This window comes from Pseudarthrobacter sp. N5, from assembly GCF_050157035.1.
Taxonomy (GTDB): Bacteria; Actinomycetota; Actinomycetes; order Actinomycetales; family Micrococcaceae; genus Arthrobacter.
This window is the reverse complement of sequence record NZ_CP189593.1, coordinates 850,756-873,848: the sequence shown is the minus strand read 5'-3', so window position 1 is coordinate 873,848 and position 23,093 is coordinate 850,756. Positions and strand designations below refer to the sequence as shown.

At 64.5% G+C, this 23,093-nt stretch carries 21 protein-coding genes and 2 pseudogenes; 14 read left to right on the top strand and 9 right to left on the bottom strand.

All coding sequences use genetic code 11. The annotated features are described in order from the left end of the window. Positions 1 to 587: 587 nt before the first annotated feature. Positions 588 to 1,316, bottom strand: a complete 729-nt coding sequence (locus tag ACQCST_RS04435) for a phosphatase PAP2 family protein (protein WP_426998128.1) — start codon at positions 1,314 to 1,316, stop codon at positions 588 to 590. Positions 1,317 to 1,357: 41 nt separating this feature from the next. Next, positions 1,358 to 1,960, bottom strand: coding sequence for a YdeI/OmpD-associated family protein (locus ACQCST_RS04430; protein ID WP_426998127.1), 603 nt, complete (start codon positions 1,958 to 1,960; stop codon positions 1,358 to 1,360). 60 nt (positions 1,961 to 2,020) lie between these two features. Between ACQCST_RS04430 and ACQCST_RS04425 the strand changes: the two genes are divergently transcribed. From ACQCST_RS04425 to ACQCST_RS04390, 8 genes and pseudogenes are all read left to right on the top strand, one after another. Continuing rightward, positions 2,021 to 2,218, top strand: coding sequence for a CopG family transcriptional regulator (locus ACQCST_RS04425; protein WP_426998126.1), 198 nt, complete (start codon positions 2,021 to 2,023; stop codon positions 2,216 to 2,218). Further along, positions 2,218 to 3,003, top strand: a complete 786-nt coding sequence (locus ACQCST_RS04420) for a VOC family protein (protein ID WP_426998125.1) — start codon at positions 2,218 to 2,220, stop codon at positions 3,001 to 3,003. Before ACQCST_RS04425 ends, ACQCST_RS04420 begins: the two co-directional genes overlap by 1 nt. A 171-nt stretch (positions 3,004 to 3,174) precedes the next feature. Further along, on the top strand, positions 3,175 to 3,714 hold the full coding sequence (locus tag ACQCST_RS04415; RefSeq protein ID WP_426998124.1) for an NUDIX hydrolase family protein: 540 nt from the start codon (positions 3,175 to 3,177) through the stop codon (positions 3,712 to 3,714). Positions 3,715 to 3,801: 87 nt separating this feature from the next. Continuing rightward, on the top strand, positions 3,802 to 4,860 hold the full coding sequence (locus tag ACQCST_RS04410) for a DUF6707 family protein (protein ID WP_426998123.1): 1,059 nt from the start codon (positions 3,802 to 3,804) through the stop codon (positions 4,858 to 4,860). A 69-nt stretch (positions 4,861 to 4,929) separates the two neighbouring features. After that, positions 4,930 to 5,655 (top strand): SRPBCC domain-containing protein, encoded by a 726-nt coding sequence (locus ACQCST_RS04405; protein ID WP_426998122.1) that lies wholly within the window; start codon positions 4,930 to 4,932, stop codon positions 5,653 to 5,655. Between the two features lie 33 nt (positions 5,656 to 5,688). After that, entirely contained in the window at positions 5,689 to 6,996 is a 1,308-nt protein-coding gene (tgt, locus tag ACQCST_RS04400; RefSeq protein ID WP_426998121.1) for a tRNA guanosine(34) transglycosylase Tgt, read from the top strand. Between the two features lie 155 nt (positions 6,997 to 7,151). Next, positions 7,152 to 7,244, top strand: a pseudogene (locus tag ACQCST_RS04395) (hypothetical protein); the annotation flags it as partial. A 19-nt stretch (positions 7,245 to 7,263) separates the two neighbouring features. After that, the gene (locus ACQCST_RS04390; protein WP_426999227.1) at positions 7,264 to 8,094 is read left to right on the top strand and encodes a type IV toxin-antitoxin system AbiEi family antitoxin domain-containing protein; all 831 of its coding nucleotides are present in this window, start codon (positions 7,264 to 7,266) and stop codon (positions 8,092 to 8,094) included. Between the two features lie 173 nt (positions 8,095 to 8,267). Here the strand turns inward: ACQCST_RS04390 and ACQCST_RS04385 are convergent, their stop codons facing one another. Then, on the bottom strand, positions 8,268 to 9,044 hold the full coding sequence (locus tag ACQCST_RS04385) for a queuosine precursor transporter (RefSeq protein WP_426998120.1): 777 nt from the start codon (positions 9,042 to 9,044) through the stop codon (positions 8,268 to 8,270). Positions 9,045 to 9,258: 214 nt separating this feature from the next. Between ACQCST_RS04385 and ACQCST_RS04380 the strand changes: the two genes are divergently transcribed. From ACQCST_RS04380 to ACQCST_RS04370, 3 genes are read left to right on the top strand one after another with little or no spacing between them, the layout of a single operon-like run. Continuing rightward, the gene (locus ACQCST_RS04380) at positions 9,259 to 9,915 is read left to right on the top strand and encodes a TetR family transcriptional regulator (protein WP_426998119.1); all 657 of its coding nucleotides are present in this window, start codon (positions 9,259 to 9,261) and stop codon (positions 9,913 to 9,915) included. A gap of 38 nt (positions 9,916 to 9,953) precedes the next feature. After that, positions 9,954 to 10,859 (top strand): TIGR01777 family oxidoreductase, encoded by a 906-nt coding sequence (locus ACQCST_RS04375; RefSeq protein ID WP_426998118.1) that lies wholly within the window; start codon positions 9,954 to 9,956, stop codon positions 10,857 to 10,859. Beyond that, positions 10,856 to 11,311: a hypothetical protein gene (locus ACQCST_RS04370; RefSeq protein ID WP_426998117.1), complete on the top strand. Its 456-nt coding sequence runs from the start codon at positions 10,856 to 10,858 to the stop codon at positions 11,309 to 11,311. The genes ACQCST_RS04375 and ACQCST_RS04370 overlap by 4 nt, the downstream gene beginning before the upstream one ends. A gap of 10 nt (positions 11,312 to 11,321) precedes the next feature. On the opposite strand, the pseudogene ACQCST_RS04365 reads toward ACQCST_RS04370, so the two are convergent. After that, positions 11,322 to 12,727, bottom strand: a pseudogene (locus ACQCST_RS04365) (MFS transporter). A gap of 132 nt (positions 12,728 to 12,859) precedes the next feature. Here ACQCST_RS04365 and ACQCST_RS04360 point away from each other — a divergent pair. Beyond that, positions 12,860 to 13,747 carry a hydroxymethylpyrimidine/phosphomethylpyrimidine kinase gene (locus ACQCST_RS04360; RefSeq protein ID WP_426998116.1) on the top strand — a complete coding sequence of 296 codons (888 nt, stop codon included), beginning with the start codon at positions 12,860 to 12,862 and terminating at the stop codon, positions 13,745 to 13,747. 322 nt (positions 13,748 to 14,069) lie between these two features. Here ACQCST_RS04360 and ACQCST_RS04355 read toward each other — a convergent pair whose 3' ends face one another. The 4 genes from ACQCST_RS04355 to ACQCST_RS04340 form a co-directional block, all read right to left on the bottom strand. Further along, a complete protein-coding gene (locus ACQCST_RS04355; protein ID WP_426998115.1) occupies positions 14,070 to 14,474 on the bottom strand; it encodes a VOC family protein in 405 nt (134 codons plus the stop codon). 10 nt (positions 14,475 to 14,484) lie between these two features. Then, positions 14,485 to 14,940: a helix-turn-helix transcriptional regulator gene (locus ACQCST_RS04350; RefSeq protein WP_426998114.1), complete on the bottom strand. Its 456-nt coding sequence runs from the start codon at positions 14,938 to 14,940 to the stop codon at positions 14,485 to 14,487. Between the two features lie 28 nt (positions 14,941 to 14,968). Beyond that, a complete protein-coding gene (locus ACQCST_RS04345; protein WP_426998113.1) occupies positions 14,969 to 16,252 on the bottom strand; it encodes a serpin family protein in 1,284 nt (427 codons plus the stop codon). A 233-nt stretch (positions 16,253 to 16,485) separates the two neighbouring features. After that, positions 16,486 to 17,970, bottom strand: a complete 1,485-nt coding sequence (locus ACQCST_RS04340) for a helix-turn-helix domain-containing protein (RefSeq protein WP_426998112.1) — start codon at positions 17,968 to 17,970, stop codon at positions 16,486 to 16,488. 170 nt (positions 17,971 to 18,140) lie between these two features. Here ACQCST_RS04340 and aceA point away from each other — a divergent pair, with 170 nt between their 5' ends. Together aceA and aceB are read left to right on the top strand one after the other, a co-directional pair. Then, positions 18,141 to 19,472, top strand: a complete 1,332-nt coding sequence (gene aceA / locus ACQCST_RS04335) for an isocitrate lyase (protein WP_426998111.1) — start codon at positions 18,141 to 18,143, stop codon at positions 19,470 to 19,472. A gap of 251 nt (positions 19,473 to 19,723) precedes the next feature. After that, positions 19,724 to 21,388: a malate synthase A gene (aceB, locus tag ACQCST_RS04330; RefSeq protein WP_426998110.1), complete on the top strand. Its 1,665-nt coding sequence runs from the start codon at positions 19,724 to 19,726 to the stop codon at positions 21,386 to 21,388. 214 nt (positions 21,389 to 21,602) lie between these two features. Here aceB and ACQCST_RS04325 read toward each other — a convergent pair whose 3' ends face one another. After that, a complete protein-coding gene (locus ACQCST_RS04325; protein WP_426998109.1) occupies positions 21,603 to 23,087 on the bottom strand; it encodes an aldehyde dehydrogenase family protein in 1,485 nt (494 codons plus the stop codon). Positions 23,088 to 23,093: the final 6 nt, after the last annotated feature.

Here is a 23,093-nt window from a genome sequence, read left to right as displayed (position 1 = left end):
TGGTCCTTTTCCGATGGATTGAGGATCGAGGGTGCCCGGCCGGGGTCCGTCGCCGGTGGGCGGTGATGGCCCTGCTGTGACAGCGCGCAGCTCCGGGGGAGATATGGATTCTGTGGTGCGTCCCGGGGTCGCGGCGTGCCGACGGGGATACGAGGGCCCTTCACGCGGGCGGCGGCCGGCCGGATCCAGTCCGGCGGGCGAATGAACAGGGCAGTCTCTGCGTTCCGTTCTGTCTCCAGTGTGCGGGATGTGGTGTTTCGCACGGGTGAACACTGGGGGCCTTCCCTGTGACAGTTCCCGCAACAGGAGGAACTGGACCGGACAGGGCCATCGGCGCGGCGCGCGGAGCTCCTGGGCCGGGGCGCCGATATCAGTGAGATCCAGGACATGGTCGGAGTGCAGTTTGGCTACTTTGATGATCCGGATGGCAACCGCTGGGTTATTTACGGCGCAACACCTTCTGACGTCAGGGACGCACACCTGGTGAATATGGCAGTCTGGTTCAGGACCGGCGTGACGGCTTGAACCAGACTGCCATATTCAGGCCCCAACTGCTTCGGGACTCTGCCGCCGCGGTTGTTGTTGCTTCAGCCCTCGGCCGGGACCTCTGAATCCTGCACGCGGCGCGAAGCCCTCAACCCGTCCACCAGAATCACCACGCCCGTGACAGCAAACACCAGTCCCATCGAAGCCAGCACGTCCGTCAGCCAGTGGTATCCCAGGTACAGCCGGCTGAACGCCACCAGCGCCGTTGTTGCAACCGCAACTCCCGCACCCCAGCCCAGCAACGCCGTCGTCCCTTTCCCCTCACGCGACACCAGCATGTACACCAGGACACAGACGAACACCCCCGCGCCGAAGGTGTGGCCTGAGGGGAAGGACAGTGCATCGTCCGGGCCCAACATAAAATCGCTGGCAGAAGGGCGCGGCCGGTTGACCTGGCTCTTGATCAAGGCGGACAGCAGCACCGTTGACGCCATTGCCGCCAGCAGGAGCGCCGGGCGCCAGATTTCCCGTCTCCAGGCCGCCCAGCAGAGCGCCATCAAGACCCCAATGACCATCATCCACAACGGCGAGGTCACCGTGGTGACAGCCGTCACCACCGCCGTCAGCCAGGGGGTGCGGGCGCCAACTAGCCCGTCATGAACGGCACCATCCAATGCTGCCGCGCCGGAACCGGACTTCACCGCTGCGAACATCAGCCAGAAGAGGCCATCGCCGGCTGCCAGCAGTGCTGCGGCCGTGAAAAAGAGAGCCCGCGGCGAATGCACATGGGGCGGGGCCGGCCGGAGTTGCGCCGTCAGGGCAGAAATCATTATTCCAGTCTGCCCTGACGGCCTGAGGTGATTCCGGGAGTTTACTGGGAGTCCGCTGGGCGTTTCTTCTGCGGGTAGGGCGCCTCACCGCGTGTCAGCATCTCCACGAATCCTGCGATCTTGCGCTCCCGGGTGGCCGCCTGCTTAACCGAGTTGGTGCGGTAGATCAGGGCATAGCGGTTCACGGAGGTAAGCACCTCGAACATGGCCTGTGCCTCCGGAACGGCGGCGATAGCGGCCGCGAGGTCCGCCGGAACCTCCGCCGTCGCCTGCCCCGAATAGGCGGCTTCCCAGCGGCCGTCAGCTTTGGCGCTTTCGACGGCGGCACGTCCGGCGTCGGTCATCCTGCCTTCGGATTCGAGCCGGGAAATGCGGTCCACGTTCCGTTCGGACCATGGGCTCTTGGGTCCGCGGCGGGTCATCCGCTGGAAGGAGCTCTCCGAATCCCGCCCCCGGCCCTGGCCGTCGATCCAGCCGAAACACAGGGCCTCCTGCAGGGCAGCCTCGTAATCCAGCTCCGTCACGGAGCCGCCTTTTTTGTGCAGCACGAGCCACACTCCCGGGCTCTCCGCACAGTGGGTCTCGAGCCATGCACGCCACTCGGCGGCGGTAGGCACCAGCAGTTCCTCGAGTTCAACAGCCATGGGCGAAGCCTACCGGTTCCATCCTTGACGGTCACTTACTAGATTGCTAGCATCATAGCCATGGTCCAGGCAAGTGAAGCCCCGTCGAGCAAGTCCCAATTCAACGTGTACCTGCCTCCGGGCCTGGTCCGCGGCGTCAAACACCGCGCCGTCGACGAAGGCATCAGCCTGTCCGCCCTGGTGGAAAAGGCCCTCAGCAAGTACATCGCCGGTGCCGAAACCGGGAATCCCAACACCCACAATCCCCAGGAGAAGTAATGCTGCGCGTCCGCCCCATCCACTTCACGTCCCGGCTGCAGGAGTGGCGGCAGCTCCTCACTGATCTGGGTCTCGTCCAGACCACTGACGACGGCGACTGGCAGGAATTCGACGCAGGCTCGGGCCGGGTGGCCCTTCATCACTTCACGCCCGGCTCCGCCGAGGATGGCACCACAGCATTCGGTGTTGAAGTGGGCGACCTCGCTGAGTTCGCGCGGCGCACCAATGAAGCTGGCGCGGTCTCCGGCGGTACCACCACCGAGCTCATCGAGGCTGATCGCGGCCTGTCCTGCCGGGTCACGGGACTGGACGGCTTCAGCTTCCTGGCGGACCCTGCCACCCGTGCCGTGGATGGAACCTGGACAACATCCCCGGCCGCAGATCCCGCGCTGGGCGTTACCGCGATGTGGATCACCACGGACACTGCTGCGGCCCGGCAGGACCTCGCCAACATCGGAGCGCGTCCGCAGCGTTCTTCGGATACCGGCGACTGGGCGGATTTCACCGCCAAGAACGGAGGCCGGATCGGCGTGCAGATCGGCGGCGCCGTTGGTGCCGGGCCGTTGGGTTTTGAGTACGACGGCGATCTGGGCACCCTGCTGGACCGGCTCACCGCCGCCGGCCATGCGGCCCACATAGTGGACGAGTCCTATGGCCGTACGCTGCATGTACCCAACCCCGACTTCACTGAGCTGGACTTCGCTGAGCTGCCGAATAGTCCCGCCGGCCCCACCATCTGGATCTCGGAACGGCAAACGGACCTCTACGGGTACACCGAGCATTGAGGCCCCGCATCACGGGTGCAGATCAGGGCGGATCAGGCACCGTCATTCGCCCAGCTCTGCACCTTGAAGGTGCCGTTCTGGGGCGTGGGATCCCAGCACTTTGGCATCCGCTACGAGCTGAGATCCCACGCACCGGCCACCGGAGCCCCGGCGATGGGGTAGAACTTAACCATGAGTGTTCGTACCCCTGACCCCAATCCCGGCTGGCTTTCCGATGAAGACCTCTTTGAGGCCCGTGGAAGGCTACCCATGGTCTACGTGGAAGCCGTCCCGGTAAGACTGGATCCGCTGGGGTTCGTGAACGAGGTGGGTACCCTCCTGAAGGCGGACGAGGACGGCGCCATGGTCCGCTCGCTGGTTTCCGGCCGGGTGCTCTACCGCGAGACCATCCGCGCCGCGCTGCTGCGCCACATGGAAAAGGACCTGGGCGCCATGGCGCTGCCGCAGCTTCCCATCAGCCCGGTCCCCTTCACCGTGGCGGAGTACTTTCCGGCGCCGTCGCAGACCGGCTTCACAGACGACCGCCAGCACGCCGTGTCCTTGGCCTATATCATTCCCGTCACCGGCGAGTGCGAACCCCGCCAGGATGCTCTGGAACTGACCTGGATGACGCCGGAGGAAGTCCTCAGCGACGGTGTCCAACTGGAGTTCAGCGGCGGCCGTGGATCCCTGATCCGGCAGGCCCTGGCATTCGCCGGAGTAGGCAGCTGACGCCCTGAGGAACACCTGCGTCCCCGACTTCGGACGCGCGCCTTTGTAGACTGTTGGGCGGACCGCACGAGAACGTAAGGACTCCCGATGACCCACAACCCAGCCGCCCAGCACTATAGCGAACAGCAGGCTGGATCCCTGAAAACCGGCGATCAGCTGCTCCTGCCTGATGGCGGGCGCTCCGCCGAAATCCAGCGTGTGGAGCTCGAGAACGACGATTTCGGCATACCCGCGCTGGTGCTCGCAACGCTTGCAGGCGGGGGACTGCTGCGCATCGCCGCCGGTTCCACCGTCAGGATCCTCGATGCCCGAGCCACTCAGGCCGCCACTGAGGCCGCCGCCGCAGACGCCGCCACCGCGGACGCCACTCCCGCTGCCACCCCGGATCCTGCCACGGTGCCCGACCCCGTTACCCCGCTTCAGGCGGTGCAGAACCTCAGCGATGAGGACAGTCCGGCTGGGGCGGCTCCCGCCGTCGTCGTGCCTCCCCTGCCGGCCACCACCCCGTTGATGGGCGGCCCCACCGACAACGAACTGGCGCTGATTCCCGGGCACGCCGGCACACCGGAGTCCGTGGTGGAAGCGGCTTCAGCGGCCCATCCGGACGAGGTGGGCGTGCTGCTCCTCGCGGACAAACTGGCCAAGGGCATCAATACCAAGTCCGGCAGCTGCCTCAAGGACCTCAGCGATCTGGCGCACGAATTGTTCATCATGCTCAGGGATCCCGACGGCGCCCTGGCCGTAGCAGATCTGCTGAATGTCCTGCCCTTTGACGGCAACCACGGGCGGTGGGCGTCGGTGCAGGCGTCGCTGGCGCTCTCCAGCTATATCTGCCGCCAGACCGGACGCGAAGACCGCGCCGAGGTCTACGAAAAGCTGCTCCGTTCCCCTGAGACGCAGGAAACGGATCCCTTCAAAGCCCGGATGCAGGCCAAAGTCCGGCAGCGATCGCTCAACGAACCCAATCTTTACGACAAAGAGATCTTCCGTTCCATCGACAACTCCAACCGGGAGGCCGAACGGGAATGGCGGCTGCTGCGGCTGGAGTCGCTCCTTTTGCTGCGCGCACATGGCGGATCTGAAACCATCGGGCCCGGCGAGCTGCAACGTCGGATCGCCCATGAACTCGAGTCAGTCCGGGGCTGACGCTGCGTGGTCCGAACTGATAACCGGTAACCCCTGTTGCGTTTCGGCGTGGCGTTGTAGATTCAGGCCATGACGAACAATCTGAGCGTTGTCATCAACTCCGACGCGCAGCACGTTTGGACGATGCTGCGCGAACCCGCGAAAGTGGCCCAGTGGCACGGCTGGGAGTCCGCCGAACAAGCAGCCGAGATCAAGGAAATCTACTTCAACAGCACGGTTGTCGAAGGCGCCGGCCACACCACGCTGACCGTGGACGGCGGAGATGTTTTCACCCTGAAGCCGGTGCCGGCCGGAACCGAAGTCAGCATCACCCGCGCAGCACTGGACCACAACTCCGAGTGGGCCGCGTGGGACGAGGACGTCACCCAGGGCTGGCTGACGTTCCTGCACCAGCTCCGCTTTGCGCTGGAACGCCACCCGCACGGCACCCGGCGCACCTCGCACCTTTCCCTCCCGGGCGGTTCGGGTTCGGTCATCGAGAAGCTGGGACTGGCTGATGTGCCGGCCCCGGGCGAACCATATTCGCTGACGCTGGATACGGGGGAAGAAATCTCCGGGAAGGTCTGGTTCCGGAGCAATCACCAGGTGGGGCTGACCGTGCACAGCTATGCCGAGCATAGCGAAGGACTGGTGATCGTGGCTGACCAGCCGGTCATTCCGGCGATCAGGCCCGACGGCGGCGCCCTGGTGATCGTCGCCACTTATGATCTGGGGGCGCACAGCCTGGAGACCATCCGTGCATTGTGGGACGACTGGCGGGCTGAGAACTACCCCACATCGGAACCGCTCCACTAAGGATTCCCGGGCGCAAGCTGGCACACTTGAACCGTGCCAGCCAATCCCGCATCAGCGCTTCCAGAGACAGCCCCAACCCAGCAGTCCACCTTTTCCTTCACCGTGGGCAAGCGCCTTGCCGAGACGTGCGCACCGTCGCCTGCCCAGGTGGAAGAGAACGGCGGCGGTTTCCTCGGCCGTACCGGCACCATCACCACACCCCACGGCGAGATCCAGACGCCGGCGTTCATCGCCGTCGGCACCAAAGCCACCGTGAAAGCTGTCCTGCCGGAGTCCATGGCGGGCCTGGGGGCGCAGGCGCTCCTGGCCAATGCCTACCACCTGTATCTGCAGCCTGGGCCCGAGATCCTGGACCTGGCGGGCGGGTTGGGCGCGTTTATGAACTGGCCAGGGCCAACTTTCACCGATTCCGGCGGCTTCCAGGTGATGAGCCTCGGTTCGGGGTTCAAGAAGGTCATTGACATGAAGACTGCGCCCCCTGTGGACCACGCAGCGCCTGATGATGCCGTGGCCCCCGGCAAGGAGCGGCTGGCCCACGTGGACGACGACGGTGTCTGGTTCAAGTCGCACCTGAACGGGGACCGCCACCGTTTCTCACCGGAGATTTCCTTACAGATCCAGCACCAGATCGGCGCGGACATCATGTTCGCCTTCGACGAGTTGACCACACTGCAGAACTCCCGCGGATACCAGGAGGAATCGCTGGAGCGCACACGGCTATGGGCCGAGCGGTGTCTCGTGGAGCACTTCCGTCTGACCACGGAACGCGCCGCCAAGCCGTACCAGGCCCTGTTCGGCGTGATCCAGGGAGCGCAGTATGAGGACCTTCGCCGGAAAGCATGCCGCGATCTTGGTGCCATGCCGTTTGACGGGTTTGGGATCGGCGGGGCGCTGGAGAAGGAGAATCTGGGCACCATTGTGCGCTGGTGCAATGAGGAGCTGCCGGAGAACAAGCCGAAGCACCTGCTGGGCATCTCCGAACCGGACGACATCTTCACGGCCATCGAAAACGGCGCGGACACCTTCGACTGTGTCTCCCCCACCCGCGTGGCCCGCAACTCTGCCTTCTACACTCCGGCCGGGCGCTTCAACCTGTCCGGCGCCAAGTACAAGCGCGATTTCGGCCCCCTCCAGGACGGCTGCGACTGCTACACCTGCCTGAATTACTCCCGTGCGTACATCCACCACCTGTACAAGGCCAAGGAGATGGTCTCGGCCACGCTGATCTCCATCCACAACGAGCGCTTCGTGGTGAAGATGGTGGACGACGCCCGGCTGGCCATTGAGTCCGGGGACTTCTTCGAGTTCAAGGCCGAGACGCTGGCGCAGTACTACTCCTGAGGCCTGGCTGCTCGCTGCCTCCCCGCCAATTCGATGGTTCCCTCCGCACACGATGTCGGGCTACATCATGCCCGCGGGGAACCATCGAACCGGGGTTGTCCACATGGCCAAGGATCCGGGTTTCACCAGCGCTGGTCGTCCTCCACGCTGGATGAGTGACACCGCACAGCATTCCCCGGCTCCCGGACGGCCAAGGCCTATGGCGCACGTCCGAGCTCCAGGAAGCAGGCTTCAACGACCGCGCTATCCAGCGCCTGCTGCAGGCAGGTGAGGTGGTCCGACTCCGCCGCGGCTGTTATCTCCGCGGCAGCATCTGGGACAAGCAGACGTCACCGCAAACGCAGCGTCCAGTTGATCCTGGCGCACGCCCACGGAACGCTCACGACGTCGACCGGCGCGTTTGCCTACAGTCACATCTCGGCTGCCCGCCTGTGTTCCTTGTACCTGTGGGATGTTCCGGATACGGTTCACATCACCCAGCAGACTCACCCGGCCACCTCCACTCACGGCGCCGGCGTCGCAGCCCATACCCGGAAGCTGGCACCGGGAGACCTTGCCACCGTTAACGGGTTGCCGTGCACATCTTTGGAACGGACCGTCGTGGACTGCTGCCTCCTGCTCAATTACCGGCAGTCCTTGATCCTCATGGACCATGCCCTGCGCCTTGGGGCGGATGAGGACAATCTTCGGGAAGCATGCGCACGGCTGGCTGGCCGCAATGGTGTGAAGACCCTCCGGAGAGTCCTTGACACAGCGGACGCGCGTTCGGAATCCGCTGGGGAGACACTGTGCCGGGAGCTACTGTCCCGGCTGAATATCAAGGCGCCCACTCTGCAGATGGAAGTCCGGACCAGCGCTGGCCTGCACCGCATGGACTTCGGCTGGAAGGAAGAGAGGGTGGCACTGGAATTCGACGGCAGAACCAAGTACTTCGACTACGCGCCTACGGACCAGGTGCTCTTTGAAGAACGCAATCGAGAGAAAGCCCTCACCAACGAGGGCTGGCGCGTGATCCGGATTGGATGGAAGCACCTTTTCCGCGAACAGGAATTCAAGACCCTGATCCTGCAAGCCTTACGGAATCAGGCCGCTAGGTAAACACTCCCCAAGCTGCTCTGATCCGCCACACCCAAACGACCACACCGACGATGCCGCCCCCTCGACATCTCCGATTCGATGGTTCCCCGCGGAGACGACGCGGCGCGACATCGTGCGGGACGGGAACCATCGAATCGGCGGCTGGATGGGCGAAATGCGCGACGATGGAAGAATCAGGCGCCGTAGCTCGGTTCCCGTTTCTTGATCCAGCCGATCACCAGGGAGGTCACCGGCACGAAGAGGAACTCCACAACCGTCTTGTAGACGAAGCCCACCGCCACGTAGTTCACGAACATCCCGACATCACTGATGCCGATCACGGACGCCGCAATGCTGCAGAAGATCAGTGTGTCCACAAATTCGCCGGCCACGGAGGAACCCATGAGCCGCACCCAGAGAGTCTTCTCGCCAGTGCGCGCCTTCATTTTCACGAGGATCCACGAGTTAATGGTCTGCCCCGCCAGGAAAGCGAGCATGGATGCCAACACGATCTGCGGAACCGGGCCCAAGGCGCCTTCAATGGCGGCCTGCTTGGCCATTCCGTAATCGTCATCGAACCCGGGCAGGATGATGATCACCCAGTAACAGATCGAGGCGAACACGGAAAGCGCGAACGCGGTGATGATGGCCTTGCGTGCCACCTTGAAGCCGTAGACCTCACTGATGACGTCACCCAGGATGTACGCGAGCGGGAAGAGGAAAAACCCGCCGTCGGTGATGATCGGGCCGATCGCCACGCCCTTGGACGCTCCGATGTTGGACAGGATGAGCACCACGGCCATAAAGGCCAACATGATGCCGAAATACGGTGAGCCGATCGAAGCGAACGACAGTCCGGGCCTGGCACCAACTGCCTCTGTGCGGGCTGAAGGGCGGGTGGCTTCCGGCAGGGCTTCGGGGCCGGGTGCGGGTGCGGGTGCCGGTGCGGAGGGCATGGTGATTCCGTTCATAGTGGTTCGCTCGGCAGCCCGAATCGTCACGGGCCAGCCGGCTGTATTAGCACTGGGAGGATCCCGTTGCAGTTCGCGCCGGGACCCGCCCTATTCTCGCACCATCCCGCACCAACTGCCGGAGTCCCCATTATTTGAACACGTTCAAAACTAGTGACATACTCATTATTGAACACGTTCAAAACTATCGAACACCCTAGGAACGGAAACCCCCATGGCAGCCAAGAGTGAGCAGAGCAGGCAGCTGGTAGCGGACGTGGCCCTGAAGATGTTCCGCGAGATCGGCTTCGAAAAGACCACCATGCGCGCCATCGCCACCACAGCCGGGGTGTCCGTGGGGAATGCCTACTACTACTTCGCGTCCAAGGACGATCTGGTCCAGGAGCTCTACCTACAGGTCCAGGCCGAGCACGCGGCTAAGGCAGCCGAGGCTATGGCGGGTATCAAGGACCTCAGCGGCAGGCTCAAGGCAACGCTGCACGCCGGACTGGACGTTATGGCGCCCTACCACCAGTTCGGTGCCGATTTCATCGCTACCGCCATCCGGCCGACGTCGCCAGTCAACCCTTTCGCGGGAGAGTCGACGGCGGCACGCGAGGCCTCGCTCGTCATCTTCCGGAACGCCGTGGACGGGGCGATGCCTTCGGTACCGAAGAAACTCAGCGCTGACCTTCCGGAGCTTGTCTGGCTCGGCTACATGGGCGTGGCACTGTTCTGGGTCTATGACAGCTCCGAGGGTCAGCGCCGCACCCGGAAGTTGGTCGACGGCGCCGTTCCGTTGATGGTCCGCGGGCTGTCACTTGCGAAGATCCCGGGTGTCAGCCGGATCTTCGACGAAGTCCTCAGCCTGAGCCGCAGCATCCGCGATTGACCACTCATCCACGTAGCAGCGAGACTCCAGGGGGAAGAATGAACAGCAGCATGATTGTGGTGGTGGCCGGGGCATCCGGCTTCATCGGCACGTACTTCCGTCATCGCTTTGAGCAGGACGGCTGGACCGTACGGACCATCGGCCGCGCTGCCTCCAACGACGCCACGTGGAACGACGACGCCGGCATCACCCGCGCACTGGACGGAGCCGAGCTGCTGGTGAACCTCGCCGGACGCTCCGTGAGCTGCCGCTACAATGCCAGGAACAAAGCGGAAATCCTGCGGTCACGCGTGGAGACCACCGCGGCGCTGGGCCGTGCCGTCAGCCGGTGCAGCGCTCCCCCGGCCACGTGGCTGAACGCAAGTACCGGCACCATCTACCGGCATGCTCAGGACATGCCGCAATCTGAGTTCGACGGCGAGTTGGGAACCGGCTTCTCGGTGGACGTCGCGCGTGCCTGGGAGGATGAGCTGGAGACGGCCGATACGCCACGGACCAGGAAAATCCCGCTGCGCATCTCGATCGTTCTGGGGCCCGGCGGAGGGGTAATGATGCCGTTCGCGAATCTGGCGCGGCTCGGCCTGGGCGGCCACATGGGCGCGGGTACGCAGAAGTTCAGCTGGGTGCATATGGAGGACTTGTACCGCGCTGCAGTGCTCCTGCATATGCGCACGGACATCACCGGGCCGGTCAATGTGGCGTCGCCGGATGTGGTGGATAACCGCGAGCTGATGCGGCTGGTCCGCCGCGCGTATGGTGCCAGGCTTGGCATCCCCACACCGGCGTGGCTCCTCGCAGTGGGTGCAGTGCTGATCCGGACCGAGTCGGAGCTGGTGCTCAAGAGCCGCTGGGTGCAGCCGCAGAAGCTCCTGGATGCGGGCTTCCTCTTCAGGCAGCCCGAGCTGGGGCGTGCACTGATGAAAATCGCCAAGGGCCAGGCATGAGCCGGCCGCAGCGCGTGGTGCTCACGGGCAAGCCATTGTTCCTTGGGGCGCTGGCAAGTCTGCTGGCCCTCGGCTGTGCCATGGTGCTGGTAAATGGCCTGACTTTCAGCCCGTGGACCACGATTGTGCTCACCGTGGTTATTGGCGCCGTGCCCGCCTTCATTCTCGCTGGCATCTTTGGGCTGCCCCTGGCCCTGCTGCTTGAGCCCATTCGGAATCAATGGCTGCACGTTGCGGCGTTCGGTGGACTCGGATGCGTACTTGGACTGGGGCTCATGGCCCTGACAGCGTCAGACGGCCGCATCCTCGACCCTGGCTACATGGCCAGTGCGGCCTTGATGTTGGGCGCCTCAATGACCGTCGGCCGGCTCTCCGTGTGGAGACTCGCCAGGACTGACGACGACGGCGGGCGCCCGGCTTGCGAAAGCCGGCCACCCGCCGTCGCACGTTAATTCAAAGCCGTCAGGCGTCGACGAGATCCTTGTCGTCGTCATTATGGCCGGCACCCTTGCGTCCGGCGCTGGTGGAACCGGCGGCGAACGCCTCGCCCTGTTCCGCATCGAGGTGCGTGGACTTCTTGTTCTTCAGGGCGAAGATGTAAACCAGCAGCGAGATGCCGATGCCTACGGTGATGTAGGTGAAGAAGATCTCGATCTGTCCGGCCTTCTGGAACGCGGCCCCCACCAGCGGCGTGGTGCCGCCGAACAGCGAGTTGGCGATGGCGTAGCCCAGGCCCACGCCGAGGGCGCGGATGGATGCCGGGAACAGTTCGGCCTTCACCAACGCGTTGATTGACGTGTAGCCACCCACAATCAACAGCCCGCCCATCATCAGCAGGAACGCGGTAAAGGGATCCTTGGTTCCGCCGAGTGCAGACATCAGCGGCCAGGTCAGGAGCACACCGGTGATGCCGAACCAGAGCAGGAGCGGCTTGCGGCCCACCTTGTCGGAAATGATGCCGTAGACAGGCTGCAGCAGCATAAAGATGAAAAGCGCCCAGAAGCTGATGACGGAGGTGGTTTCCTTGGCAATGCCGCTGGTGTTCTGCATAAAGGACAGCGTGAAGTTGGTGTAGGTGTAGAACGCCATGGTGCCGCCCAGGGTGATGCAGATGCAGATCAGCAGCGACCTCCAGTACTTGGTGAGCAGCAGCTTCATGGTGCCCGGCTGTGCTTCGCCGGCCGCTGTCCCAGCCTTGGCGGCGGCGGCCTGTTCGGCGGAAATCGTCTCTTCCATGGAGCGCCGCATCCAGAGGACAACCAGGGCGGCCACGCCGCCGATGGCAAACGGAATGCGCCAGCCCCACTCGCCCAGGACGTCCTTGCCCATTGTCCGCTCGAGGACCACCAGCACCAGCAGTGCCAGCATCTGGCCGCCGATCAGCGTGACGTACTGGAAGCTGGAGAAGAACCCCCTGCGTTTAGCCGTTGCCGCCTCGGACATATAGGTGGCGCTGGTGCCGTACTCGCCGCCCACAGAAAAGCCCTGGAGCAGCCGGATCAGTACCAGCAGGACCAGCGCCCAGACGCCTATTACTTCCTTCGTGGGTAGCAGGGCAATCGCAAAGGACCCCGCCGACATCATGGTCACACTCAGGGTCAGCGCGGCCTTTCGGCCCTTCCGGTCTGCGTAGCGGCCAAAGAACCAACTGCCGATGGGCGCATCAGGAAGGTCACGGCAAAGACTGCCATGGCCTCAAGGTTGCTCTGCAAGGGGTCTTTGGAGCTGAAGAAATGGACGGCAAAGTAAGCCGAGAAAGCCGTTTAAATTTAAACATCGAACCACTCCACCAAGTTGCCGGCGGAGCCCTTCAGGATGTTTTTCACGGCCCTGCGCGTCTGTGCGGCTTCGGACAGCTGGGTGCTCATCAATGAACCTTCCTGGATCCGGCGCCGCAGACAGCAACACCGTCCGCCACACTAGTTTCTGTGACCCGGAACACCACTGTTTTGTTCATACTGGTCGTGGAACCATCGTTTTTCGGATGGCAGGATAGCCACATGACTTCCGCACCGGCTGCTGCCGCGCCCACCCAGTCCAATCCCACCCAGTCCAATCCCACCCAGACCACTCCCGCCGTGGTGCTGACCATTGCCGGATCCGAGGCCACTGGTGGAGCGGGGGCACAGGCGGACCTGAAGACCTTCCAGGAGCTGGGCGTCTTCGGCATCGCCAACCTCACCTGCATCGTCTCCTTTGACCCGCAGGACAACTGGAACCACCGCTTTGTCCCGGTGGACCAGCAAGTGATCGCCCACCAGCTGGAAGCGACGACGGCGGCCTACGGTGCCGCTTCCGGCGCGCCTTCGGTGCTGGACACCGTGAAGATCGGCATGCTGGGCAGCCCCGCCACCATCGGCACGGTTGCGGCCGCCCTGGCTGCCGGCACCTTTACGAATGTGGTTCTCGACCCCGTGCTGATCTGCAAAGGCCAGGAACCCGGGCACGCACTGGATACCGACCAGGCATTGAAAACTCAGATCCTGCCGCTGGCCACCTTCGTCACGCCCAATCATTTCGAGGCGGAATCGCTGTCCGGCCTGGAGATCACGGACCTGGACTCGCTCAAGGCTGCGGCTATCCGCATCCATGAGCTCAGCGGTGCCGCCGTGCTTGCCAAAGGCGGGGTACGGCTGGAAGGCCCGGACGCCGTCGACGTTTACTACGACGGCGACACCCTGGAAGTCCTCAGCGCCCCGAAAATCGGCGAAGTGGCGGTGTCCGGAGCCGGTTGCTCCCTGGCCGCCGCAGTCACAGCGGAGCTGGCCAAAGGCGCTTCGCCGCTGGAGGCCGCGCGAACGGCCAAGGCATTCGTCACCGCCGGGATCCGCAACCGGGTGGCCTCCGGGGCTCCGTTCGATGCGCTGTGGCAGGGCGGACCACGCTAACCGCACTCTTGGGCAGGGCTCCCCGGTTTCTGCAACCAATGTCCCGGGCGACTCGATTCCAGCGCAGCTGCCATCCAAGCAGCCATTCGGGCCGCAAAAGCGCGGCGTCCGAACATAGCCCGGCGCGAGGAGCGGATTCCCTGCGAGCTCCATGTGCAGCCCGGGCTGAAGCTTCGTGAAGAACACACCCGCAAAGTCGTCCAGAGCGGCCGGCGCAGCTGATCCGATTTCATCGCCGCCAACGGCACTGGCGAGCTTCCGGTGGACCTCGAGCTGCGTTTCAACAACTGACCTGCCGGTTACTGAAACGTGTTGCTGATCCCTAGGCTGCTTGTGAGATCCGCACCGTGTTGCCCGACGGGTCCCGGAAGGCGCAATCGCGCGGCCCCCACGGCTGGTCCATGGGCTCCTGGAGGACTTCGGCACCGGATGCGCGCGCCTTCTCGAACGCGGCGTCGAGGTCATCAGTGCGGAACACGAGCATGGGCAGGGATCCTTTAGTGAGCAGCTCCTGCATCGCGTCGCCGTCGGCCTGGGAGCGGCCGGCGTGTGGTTTCGACAGGACAATTTCCAACCCGGGCTGTGAGTCGCTCCCCAGGGTGACCCAGCGGAAACCGTCCGAAGCGACGTCGTTGCGCAGCTGAAGGCCCAACACGTCCCGGTAGAAGGCGAGGGCCTCATCCGGATCATTGACAGTGATATTGCAGTACTGCAGCGAAATAGTCATGCGGCCAACTCTAGGCGGACTGTTCGGGCAATGCTTCTTGAAAACTGCTCTCTGTGTTTCCGCTTGGGGTTTTTCTGCGAGGCCGGGTGTGGATTTTAGCCACGCAACTGGGCATTGCGGCCACTGCCCGGTGGCCCAGCCGGCGGTAGGTGCTCGGCGCTATACCCATCAGCTCAGTGAACCGCGAGCTGAAAGAGCCCAAGGACGTACAGCCCACGGCCATGCAGGCATCGGTGACACTCATGCCCTGCCGGAGCAGCGCCATGGCCCGTTCCATCCGCCGCGTCATGAGGTAGCCGTAGGGCGTCTCGCCATAAGCTGCCCGGAATTGCCGCGAGAAATGCGCGGGAGACATCAGGGCGCGCCGCGCCATGGTGGGCACATCCAGAGGACGTGCGAACTCCCGGTCAATCAGGTCACGCGCCCTGCGCAGGTGCGCGAGGTTGGCGAGCTCTTGCGGGGTCATGGCATGAGAGTACCACCGGCCGGCTCCGCTAGGAGCGCGGATCCGCAATCTTCCCCATAAACAGCGGCAGCCCGGATTCAACATGCACAATCTGGTAGTGGAACGGCCGGTCAAAGGAAATCTTCTGCACCTGAAGCGGGATCGGCTTCCCGGACACCGCGCCGTTGAATTGCGTCACAGCCGCAGCGATGGTGCCCTTTTCCGCCACCGTGATGTTGGCGGCCTGTGCGGCGTCCGTGATCTTCAGGCCAGGCTGGATTGCATCAAACTCCGCGGATGGGCCCAACGTTTTGCTCAGTCCCATCTTGTTCAGGATCGGAATCAAGTCGACGTTCGACTTGTGATCCCATTTCGGCAGATGGATCTCCACAGGGACGGGCTGGGCGGACTCCAGAGCGTTGGCAATCTCGCCAAGTTCCGCCCCACCCGGCCGTGCGGAATCACCACTGGTGCCAGCGCCGGCGTCCGGAAGAATCAGCCGCATGACAAAACCGTCGGCATACGGCAGGTCAACGGCGCGCCAGCCCGCGCCGTCCGCATACGCCATCTTCAGCTCATTCTGCATGGTGGGTACGCTGATTTCTTCGCCATTTGCCTTCGTGAACGGGCGGTCTGCGGTACTGTTCGGATCAAACGGAGCACGCCAGGCGGAGGCAAAGTACACCGCGTTGAGCAGGCTGAAAGTGTTGTCCGGACTGTATTGTGCCGGGGCCTCCTTGATCCGGCCACCTGTGTTTTTGTCCACCCAGGCGTCAATGGACGGCTTGGTGGCGCCCTCATCCCGGAAGTCCACGGGGTACACGCCGGTGCCGTAGTGCTTGGCCAAGGTCTCCAGATAGCCCGCGCCGGTGGTCTCGTTCTTGTCCACGAACAGGCCATTGGCTGCATGCATCACGGGCTTCCGCGGCGGGTTGTTTTCGTCAACGGAGCCGGGGTCGCCGTCGTACTTCTCCAGGGACGCAAGCAGCGCATTCATTGCCTCATCGCGGTCCCTCGCCGGGAGCCCCAACACCGAATCCATCTCTACCGCCGTCTCGCCGGACGCCCCGGTGCGCAGCATGGCCAGGGCAATCAACAGACTGCCCGGCGACGAAATCACGTTGCCGTTTCCGTTGTCTGCGAGCAGCGCTTCGCCGAGCTTCAGGGCAGATGTGCGGATGGCAGAAAGTTCCCCCGCGTAAGCCGCACGGTCCACCGAAACCCGTTGGACGCCGTCGGCCTTCACCAATCCGGGTGCCGGCGACGAACACGCGGTGAGCGCTGCAACGGCGCCTATCGCTACTGCCGCCTTGAACCGCGACTGCGATTTCATTGCCACCCCTGACCACTCGGCCCCGACAACCGGCGGGGTTCCGCCTTCCCCCAGTCAACCAGCGACGGCGGGCCGGAACGATGCCTGCGCGGTCACGGTTTGCCGTCGTTTTGGTCTCGGACCCGCCGCCGATTCGATGGTTCCCTGCGGATACGATGCTGCGCCACATCGAGTGCGCAGGGAACCATCGAATCGGAGCAAACAATCGGTGCAGAGGGTGGCACCGAGGCGAGTCAGCTCCCGGAGTGCGCCTGCAAGAAGCTGTACACCTCGGTCTCATCCACACCAGGGAACGCACCCGGCGGCATGGCCGCGAGCAGGTGCGAGTGCGCGCGCGCGGAAGGCCACGCATTACCGGCCCACTCCGAAGCCAACTCCGCCGGCGGCCGCCTGCAGCAGTTTTCGTCCGGGCAGGTGGATGTGGAACGCTCGGTGGTTTCGCGCCCGCGGAACCATTTGACTTGCGCATACGGCACGCCGACGGAGAGGGAGAATTCACCGTTCGCCGAGCGTTCCGTCCGGGCCGTGCACCAGTACGTCCCCGCAGGGGTGTCCGTGTACTGGTTGTACGCACTGAACTTGTCCGCCACGTCGAACACCATGCGGCTGGTCCAGTATTTGCACGACGGCTGGCCCTCGATGGCGCCGGTGTGGTCCTGCGGGAACGTCACGCCGTCGTTCTCGTAAGCCTTGTAGATTATGCCGCTCTGGTGCGTTTTCTGGAAGTGCGTGCGGATGTCCAGGTGCTGCGTGGCCAGGTTGGTGAACCGGTGCGCGGCGGTCTCGTAGGACACGGCAAAGGCGTCCCGGATGTCCTCCACTGCGATCTCCTTGGCCTGTTTGGCGCGCTGCAGGAACTCAACGGTGGCCTGCTCCGGCAGCATCAGCGCCGCAGCGAAATAGTTGGTGGCCACCCGCTGCATCAGGAAATCGCCGTAGTTCGTGGGCGTCTTGTGGCCCAGCACGTAGTGACCCAGCGCCTGCAGCAGCACCGAACGGGGATCGTGATCGGTCCTCTGGTTCTGGGTCAGATAAATTCGGTGGTTCTTAAGATCCGTCACGGAACGGGTGGAATGGGGCAGGTCGCCCACATGGTGGAGGCTGAAACCGAGGTGGGCCGCGATGTCCGCGATGACGTGCTGCGACAGCGGCCCATTCGTGTGGCCCACCATGGCCAGCACCTTCTTGGCCTCTGCTTCATACTCCGGGAAATAGTTATTCCGTTCGCGCATCATGGCGCGCAGCTCACCATTCGCGCGGCGGGCCTCTTCCGGCGTCGCGATCTGCTCGTTCAGCTTGCGCTCCAGCTCGTTCTGCAGCCCCACCATCGACTCCAGCACATCCAGCGGCAACCGTGAGCTGATGCGGATTTTGGGCAGTTTCAGGGACTCGTAAATGGCGCTGCGCTGGTACCGTTCAAGCTCGATTTCCAGGGCCGCCCGGCGGTTGGGCGGCTCTGATCCGAGCAGCTGGTCAATGCCAACATTCAGCGCAGCGGCAAGCTGCTGGAGGAGCCCCAGTTTGGGCTCCCGCTTGCCGTTTTCAATCAGGCTCAGCTGGCTCGGTGCGGTCCCGACGGCGGCACTCAGGTCATCGAGCGTCAGGCCTGCCGCCTTGCGCAGGTGCCGTACGCGGCGGCCCAGGCTGATGACGTCCAGTTCGGGGGCGGCAGCGGACGACGGCGGCGTGGCTTGGCGATTCCAGCTTGAAGTGGTCATTTCTTGAGAATACGCGAAGAAGTGCGTTTCTTTCCATAGTTTCCCTCTAGCAACCCCCTTGAAAGTGCAGAAAAGTAGGTCTTACGGAAAAGAAGCACCGCCCCGGATCCGCCGGCCCGAACTGCAAGGAAGCAGGGACGGCCGGCCCGGGCACTATCAAGGAGACAAAGATGACTGCAGCATTTGAGCCCACCCAGCAGACGCCCGAAGAGCAGGCCGCCGCCCTGGAGCTCGAGTGGGCTGCCAGCCCGCGCTGGGAAGGTGTCACTCGGGATTACAAGGCTTCCGACGTTATCCGCCTCCGCGGCCGTGTCTCCGAAGAGCACACCCTCGCCCGCCGCGGCTCGGAGAAGCTCTGGAAGCAACTCACCGAAGAGCACAGCGAAGGCAAGTACACCAACGCCCTGGGCGCCTTGACCGGCAACCAGGCCGTGCAGCAGGTCAAAGCCGGCCTGCGCGCCATCTACCTCTCCGGCTGGCAGGTCGCTGCCGACGCCAACAACTCCGGCCACACCTACCCGGACCAGTCCCTGTACCCGGCCAACTCCGTTCCCACGGTTGTCCGCCGCATCAACAACGCCCTGCTCCGTGCAGACCAGATTGAGTTCTCCGAGGGGATCCAGACCGTTGAGGACTGGATGGTGCCGATCGTCGCTGACGCCGAGGCCGGCTTCGGTGGCCCGCTGAACGCCTACGAGCTCATGAAGTCCATGATCCAGGCCGGCGCGTCAGGTGTGCACTGGGAAGACCAGCTCGCTTCGGAGAAGAAGTGCGGCCACCTCGGCGGCAAGGTCCTCATTCCGTCCCAGCAGCACGTCCGCACGCTGAACGCCGCCCGTCTGGCAGCCGACGTCGCCGGCACGCCGTCGGTCATCATTGCCCGCACCGACGCCGAGGCAGCCACCCTGATCACTTCCGACGTCGACGAGCGTGACCAGGAATTCATCCTCCGCGAAGGGGGACAGCCGGTTCGCACCGCGGAGGGCTTCTACAAGGTCCGCAACGGGATCGAACCCTGCATTGCCCGCGCCAAGGCCTACGCCCCGTACTCAGACCTGATCTGGATGGAGACGGGCACCCCGGACCTGGAGCTGGCCCGCAAGTTCGCCGAGTCCGTCAAGGCCGAGTTTCCGGACCAGATGCTCTCCTACAACTGCTCGCCGTCGTTCAACTGGAAGAAGCACCTGGACGACGCCACCATCGCCAAGTTCCAGCGCGAACTCGGCGCCATGGGCTTCACATTCCAGTTCATCACCCTGGCCGGTTTCCACGCCCTGAACTACTCGATGTTCGATCTCGCCCACGGTTACGCCCGTGAAGGCATGAGCGCTTACGTCGAGCTGCAGGAGAAGGAATTCGCCTCCGAGTCCCGCGGCTACACCGCGACCAAGCACCAGCGCGAAGTCGGCACCGGCTACTTCGACAGCATTGCTACTGCGCTCAACCCGAACGCATCAACACTGGCCCTGGTGGGATCCACCGAAGAAGGCCAGTTCCACTAACATTCCCCGCCCAAGGTGAGTTGTTCATGCCGCTCACCGGAAGGCACGACGGCGGCCGGCACCCATGGTGCACATGCCACCGGGGGCTGGGAAAGGTAATCCGGAAGCGTGCGTAAAAGGGGCCCTGTCCCCGCCCGGCCAAGCTCTGCGAGGCCCAAGGCGGGGATGGGGAATAGCACGCGGAGGACTGCCTTTTTCGGCCCCAAACCGCACACCGCCGTCGAACACTGCTTCTCCGAGGAGAGATTGAAATGAACAGCTTCACTGACAACTTCACCATCAACGGGATCACGTTGACTGCACAGCCCATCTGCCGCCAGAACGAGGTTCTCACTCCGGATGCCCTGGAGTTTGTTGCCCGTCTGCACAAGGCCACCGCCGGCAGGCGACAGGAGCTGCTGCAGGCACGCCAGACCCGGCGCACCGAAATCGGCAACGGCCAGGACCCGCGTTTCCTCCGCGAAACCGAGTCCGTCCGCAACGATCCCAACTGGCGGGTGGCTCCCCCGGCCCCTGGTCTGGAGGACCGCCGCGTGGAAATCACCGGGCCGGTGGACAAGAAGATGACCATCAATGCGCTCAATTCCGGCGCCAAGGTGTGGCTCGCCGACATGGAAGACTCCTCCACCCCGTCCTGGCGCAACGTGATCCAGGGCCAGCTCAACCTGACGGATGCGTTGGAGCGCCGGATCGATTTCACTTCCCCGGAGGGCAAGGAATACAAGCTGCGGCCCGCCGAGGACCTCCCCACCATCGTGGTCCGCCCGCGCGGCTGGCACCTGCCGGAGAAGCACATGCTCATCGACGGCAAGCCGGTTGCCGGCGGCATCGTGGACTTCGGGCTGTACTTCTTCCACAACGCCCACCGCCTCCTGGCGCAGGGCAAGGGTCCGTACTTCTACCTGCCGAAGATCGAAAACCACCTCGAAGCACGGCTGTGGAACGACATCTTCATCCTGGCCCAGGACCTGCTAGGCATCCCGCAGGGCACCATCCGCGCCACGGTTTTGATCGAGACCATTACGGCCTCCTTCGAGATGGAAGAGATCCTGTACGAGCTGCGCGATCACGCCTCGGGCCTGAATGCCGGCCGCTGGGACTACATTTTCTCAATGATCAAGAACTTCCGCACCCGCGGCCCCCGGTTCGTTCTGCCGGATCGCAGCCAGGTGACCATGACCCAGCCGTTTATGCGGGCCTACACCGAGCAGCTGGTCCGCGCCTGCCACAAGCGCGGCGCCATGGCCATCGGCGGAATGGCGGCGGCCGTCCCCAACCGCAAGGATGAGGAAGCCAATGCCAACGCGTTCGAGAAGGTGCGCGAGGACAAGACCCGCGAGGCCGGAGACGGTTTCGACGGTTCCTGGGTGGCCCACCCGGATCTGGTCCCGGTGTGCCGCGAGGTGTTCGACGCCGTTCTTGGCGATCGCATCAATCAGCTGGACCGCGCCCGTGAGGACGTCATCCCGGATGACCGCGCGCTAATCAACGTGGCCGCCACGGAAGGCACTATCACCGAGACCGGCATCCGGAACAACATCGAGGTGGGCATCCGCTACATCGAGTCCTGGCTGCGCGGCAACGGTGCCGTGGCCATCCACAACCTGATGGAGGACGCCGCAACCGCGGAAATCTCCCGCTCGCAGCTGTGGCAGTGGATGTACGCCAGAGCCATCACGGACCAGGGTGAGATCATCACCCGCCGGTGGGTGGAGGACATGCTGGACGAGGAATTCGCCAAACTGGAACGCTTCGACGGCGACCGCTTCGGTGATGCCCGGGACATCTTCGAGGAGGTCACCCTCGGCGAGGACTTCCCCACCTTCCTGACGGTTCCGGCGTACGCCCGCTACCTGCACGAAGCCCGCGACTCGGCGTCAAACGAAGCCGAGGACGGTGAACCCGTCGCCGCATAAAGCTCGGGCCCGGTGATCGGGCCCGTCAAGATTCCGTCCGCCGGGCTGCCAGGCCGCCCGCAACAGGCACCCCGAAATCCGGGGCGGCAGCCCGGCGACGGAGCACACTGAAGAGACTCATCGAAGTGACATCTGAGGCCCATGTTTACGCCAAACATGGGCCTCAAGTGTCACTTCGCGCTCGTGGGTGGGCGCGGCGCCGGCACCGAAGCGGCTACCCCTCTCGCCGGCCGTCCACGAGGCGCGGCACACCGAGCAGATTCTCCTCGCGCAGGGCCTCGGGCAGCAAATGCTGCGGGAAGCCCTGGTAGGCCACGGGCCGCAGGAAGCGCTCGATCGCGGCGGTGCCCACGGAGGTGCTTCCGGCGGCCGTCGTCGCCGGGTAGGGCCCGCCGTGTTGCTGCGCGTAGGTGACCGACACACCGGTGGGCCACTGGTTCCAAAGCACCCGCCCTGCCTTTCGCGTGAGGATCTCCACGAGCCCCGCCGCCTGGCAGGAGTCCGTGCCGTGGATGGTCGCAGTCAGTTGCCCCTCGAAGCTCTCGGCGATTCCCGGAAGCTGGGACTCGTCGTCGTATGCCACCACCACAGCGGTGGGCCCAAAGCACTCGCCCTGGAGAGCATGTGGCTCGGCAAGCACATCCGCGGCGGTGGTGAGCAGGAGGGTGGGGCTGGGCGGGTCGGCCAACGGTTCGGCGCCCTGCACCAGGACCTCGAGGCGAGGGTTGCCCCGCAGTCCTTGCAGGACCTCGGTGTAGCCGGACTGGATTCGCTCATTGAGCAGCGGTGCAGCGGGCGGCAGTGCGGCGGCGCGCAGCGCCTCGACGATGCCGGATCCGTTCGGGACGACCAGCGTACCGGGCTTGGTGCAGAACTGACCGGCACCAAGGGTGAAGGATGCCACGAAGTCTGCGGCGATTTCCGCGCCACGCTCCGCAGCCGCTGCCTCCGTGACGAAGACCGGATTGTTGCTGCCCAGCTCGCCATAGAAGGGGATGGGCTCGGGCCGCGAGCTAGCGATGTCGAACAAGGCGCGGCCGCCCGGGATGGAGCCAGTGAACGCCCCGGCCTTGATCCGCGGGTCGCGCAGTGCGGCCGCCCCGGCGGCGGTTCCGGCGATAAGCGCGAAGGTCCCTTCGGGAGCACCCGCCGCGGCGAGCGCCGAAACTACAACCGCGGCTGTGAGCCGCGAAAGCTCGGGGTGCCCTGAATGGGCCTTGAGCAGCACAGGGCTGCCCGCGGCGAGGGCCGAGGCCGTGTCGCCGCCGGCTACGGAGAACGCGAAGGGGAAGTTACTGGCGGCGAACACCACCACCGGCCCCACGGGAACCAGTACGCGGCGGAGATCCGGCCGCGGTCCGCCCATGGGCCAGTCGGCATCTGCGTGGTCGATCCGGGCGTCGAGATAGCCGCCGTCGCGCAGCACCTCGCCGAAGAGCCGCAGCTGGAAGGTGGTGCGGGCCAGTTCGCCCCGCAACCTCGCCTCGGCCAGCCGGGTCTCTCGCTGGGCCACGGGGATCAGCTGATTGGCGGAGCCGTCGAGGGCGTCGGCGACGGCGTTGAGCAGCTGGGCGCGCCCGGCGGGCTGCAGGGCTGCAAGCGGCCCTGCAGCTAGGTCGGCGGCGGCGAGGAACGGCTCAAGCTCGGCGTCGGTGGTGGGCGGCACGGTGCCGGGGGTGGTCTGGGTGATCGCAGTCATGCGCGT

What these genes read in the sequence shown, in the direction of transcription:
- ACQCST_RS04360 (WP_426998116.1), top strand. Translation starts at nt 12,860, where the DNA reads ATGACTTCCGCACCGGCTGCTGCCGCGCCCACCCAGTCCAATCCCACC.
- ACQCST_RS04375 (WP_426998118.1), top strand. Translation starts at nt 9,954, where the DNA reads ATGAACAGCAGCATGATTGTGGTGGTGGCCGGGGCATCCGGCTTCATC.
- ACQCST_RS04435 (WP_426998128.1), bottom strand. Translation starts at nt 1,316, where the DNA reads ATGATTTCTGCCCTGACGGCGCAACTCCGGCCGGCCCCGCCCCATGTG.
- ACQCST_RS04385 (WP_426998120.1), bottom strand. Translation starts at nt 9,044, where the DNA reads ATGAACGGAATCACCATGCCCTCCGCACCGGCACCCGCACCCGCACCC.
- ACQCST_RS04410 (WP_426998123.1), top strand. Translation starts at nt 3,802, where the DNA reads ATGACCCACAACCCAGCCGCCCAGCACTATAGCGAACAGCAGGCTGGA.
- ACQCST_RS04380 (WP_426998119.1), top strand. Translation starts at nt 9,259, where the DNA reads ATGGCAGCCAAGAGTGAGCAGAGCAGGCAGCTGGTAGCGGACGTGGCC.
- ACQCST_RS04345 (WP_426998113.1), bottom strand. Translation starts at nt 16,252, where the DNA reads ATGAAATCGCAGTCGCGGTTCAAGGCGGCAGTAGCGATAGGCGCCGTT.
- ACQCST_RS04425 (WP_426998126.1), top strand. Translation starts at nt 2,021, where the DNA reads ATGGTCCAGGCAAGTGAAGCCCCGTCGAGCAAGTCCCAATTCAACGTG.
- aceB (WP_426998110.1), top strand. Translation starts at nt 19,724, where the DNA reads ATGAACAGCTTCACTGACAACTTCACCATCAACGGGATCACGTTGACT.
- ACQCST_RS04405 (WP_426998122.1), top strand. Translation starts at nt 4,930, where the DNA reads ATGACGAACAATCTGAGCGTTGTCATCAACTCCGACGCGCAGCACGTT.
- ACQCST_RS04370 (WP_426998117.1), top strand. Translation starts at nt 10,856, where the DNA reads ATGAGCCGGCCGCAGCGCGTGGTGCTCACGGGCAAGCCATTGTTCCTT.
- ACQCST_RS04355 (WP_426998115.1), bottom strand. Translation starts at nt 14,474, where the DNA reads ATGACTATTTCGCTGCAGTACTGCAATATCACTGTCAATGATCCGGAT.
- ACQCST_RS04340 (WP_426998112.1), bottom strand. Translation starts at nt 17,970, where the DNA reads ATGACCACTTCAAGCTGGAATCGCCAAGCCACGCCGCCGTCGTCCGCT.
- ACQCST_RS04420 (WP_426998125.1), top strand. Translation starts at nt 2,218, where the DNA reads ATGCTGCGCGTCCGCCCCATCCACTTCACGTCCCGGCTGCAGGAGTGG.
- ACQCST_RS04430 (WP_426998127.1), bottom strand. Translation starts at nt 1,960, where the DNA reads ATGGCTGTTGAACTCGAGGAACTGCTGGTGCCTACCGCCGCCGAGTGG.
- ACQCST_RS04415 (WP_426998124.1), top strand. Translation starts at nt 3,175, where the DNA reads ATGAGTGTTCGTACCCCTGACCCCAATCCCGGCTGGCTTTCCGATGAA.
- aceA (WP_426998111.1), top strand. Translation starts at nt 18,141, where the DNA reads ATGACTGCAGCATTTGAGCCCACCCAGCAGACGCCCGAAGAGCAGGCC.
- ACQCST_RS04350 (WP_426998114.1), bottom strand. Translation starts at nt 14,940, where the DNA reads ATGACCCCGCAAGAGCTCGCCAACCTCGCGCACCTGCGCAGGGCGCGT.
- ACQCST_RS04325 (WP_426998109.1), bottom strand. Translation starts at nt 23,087, where the DNA reads ATGACTGCGATCACCCAGACCACCCCCGGCACCGTGCCGCCCACCACC.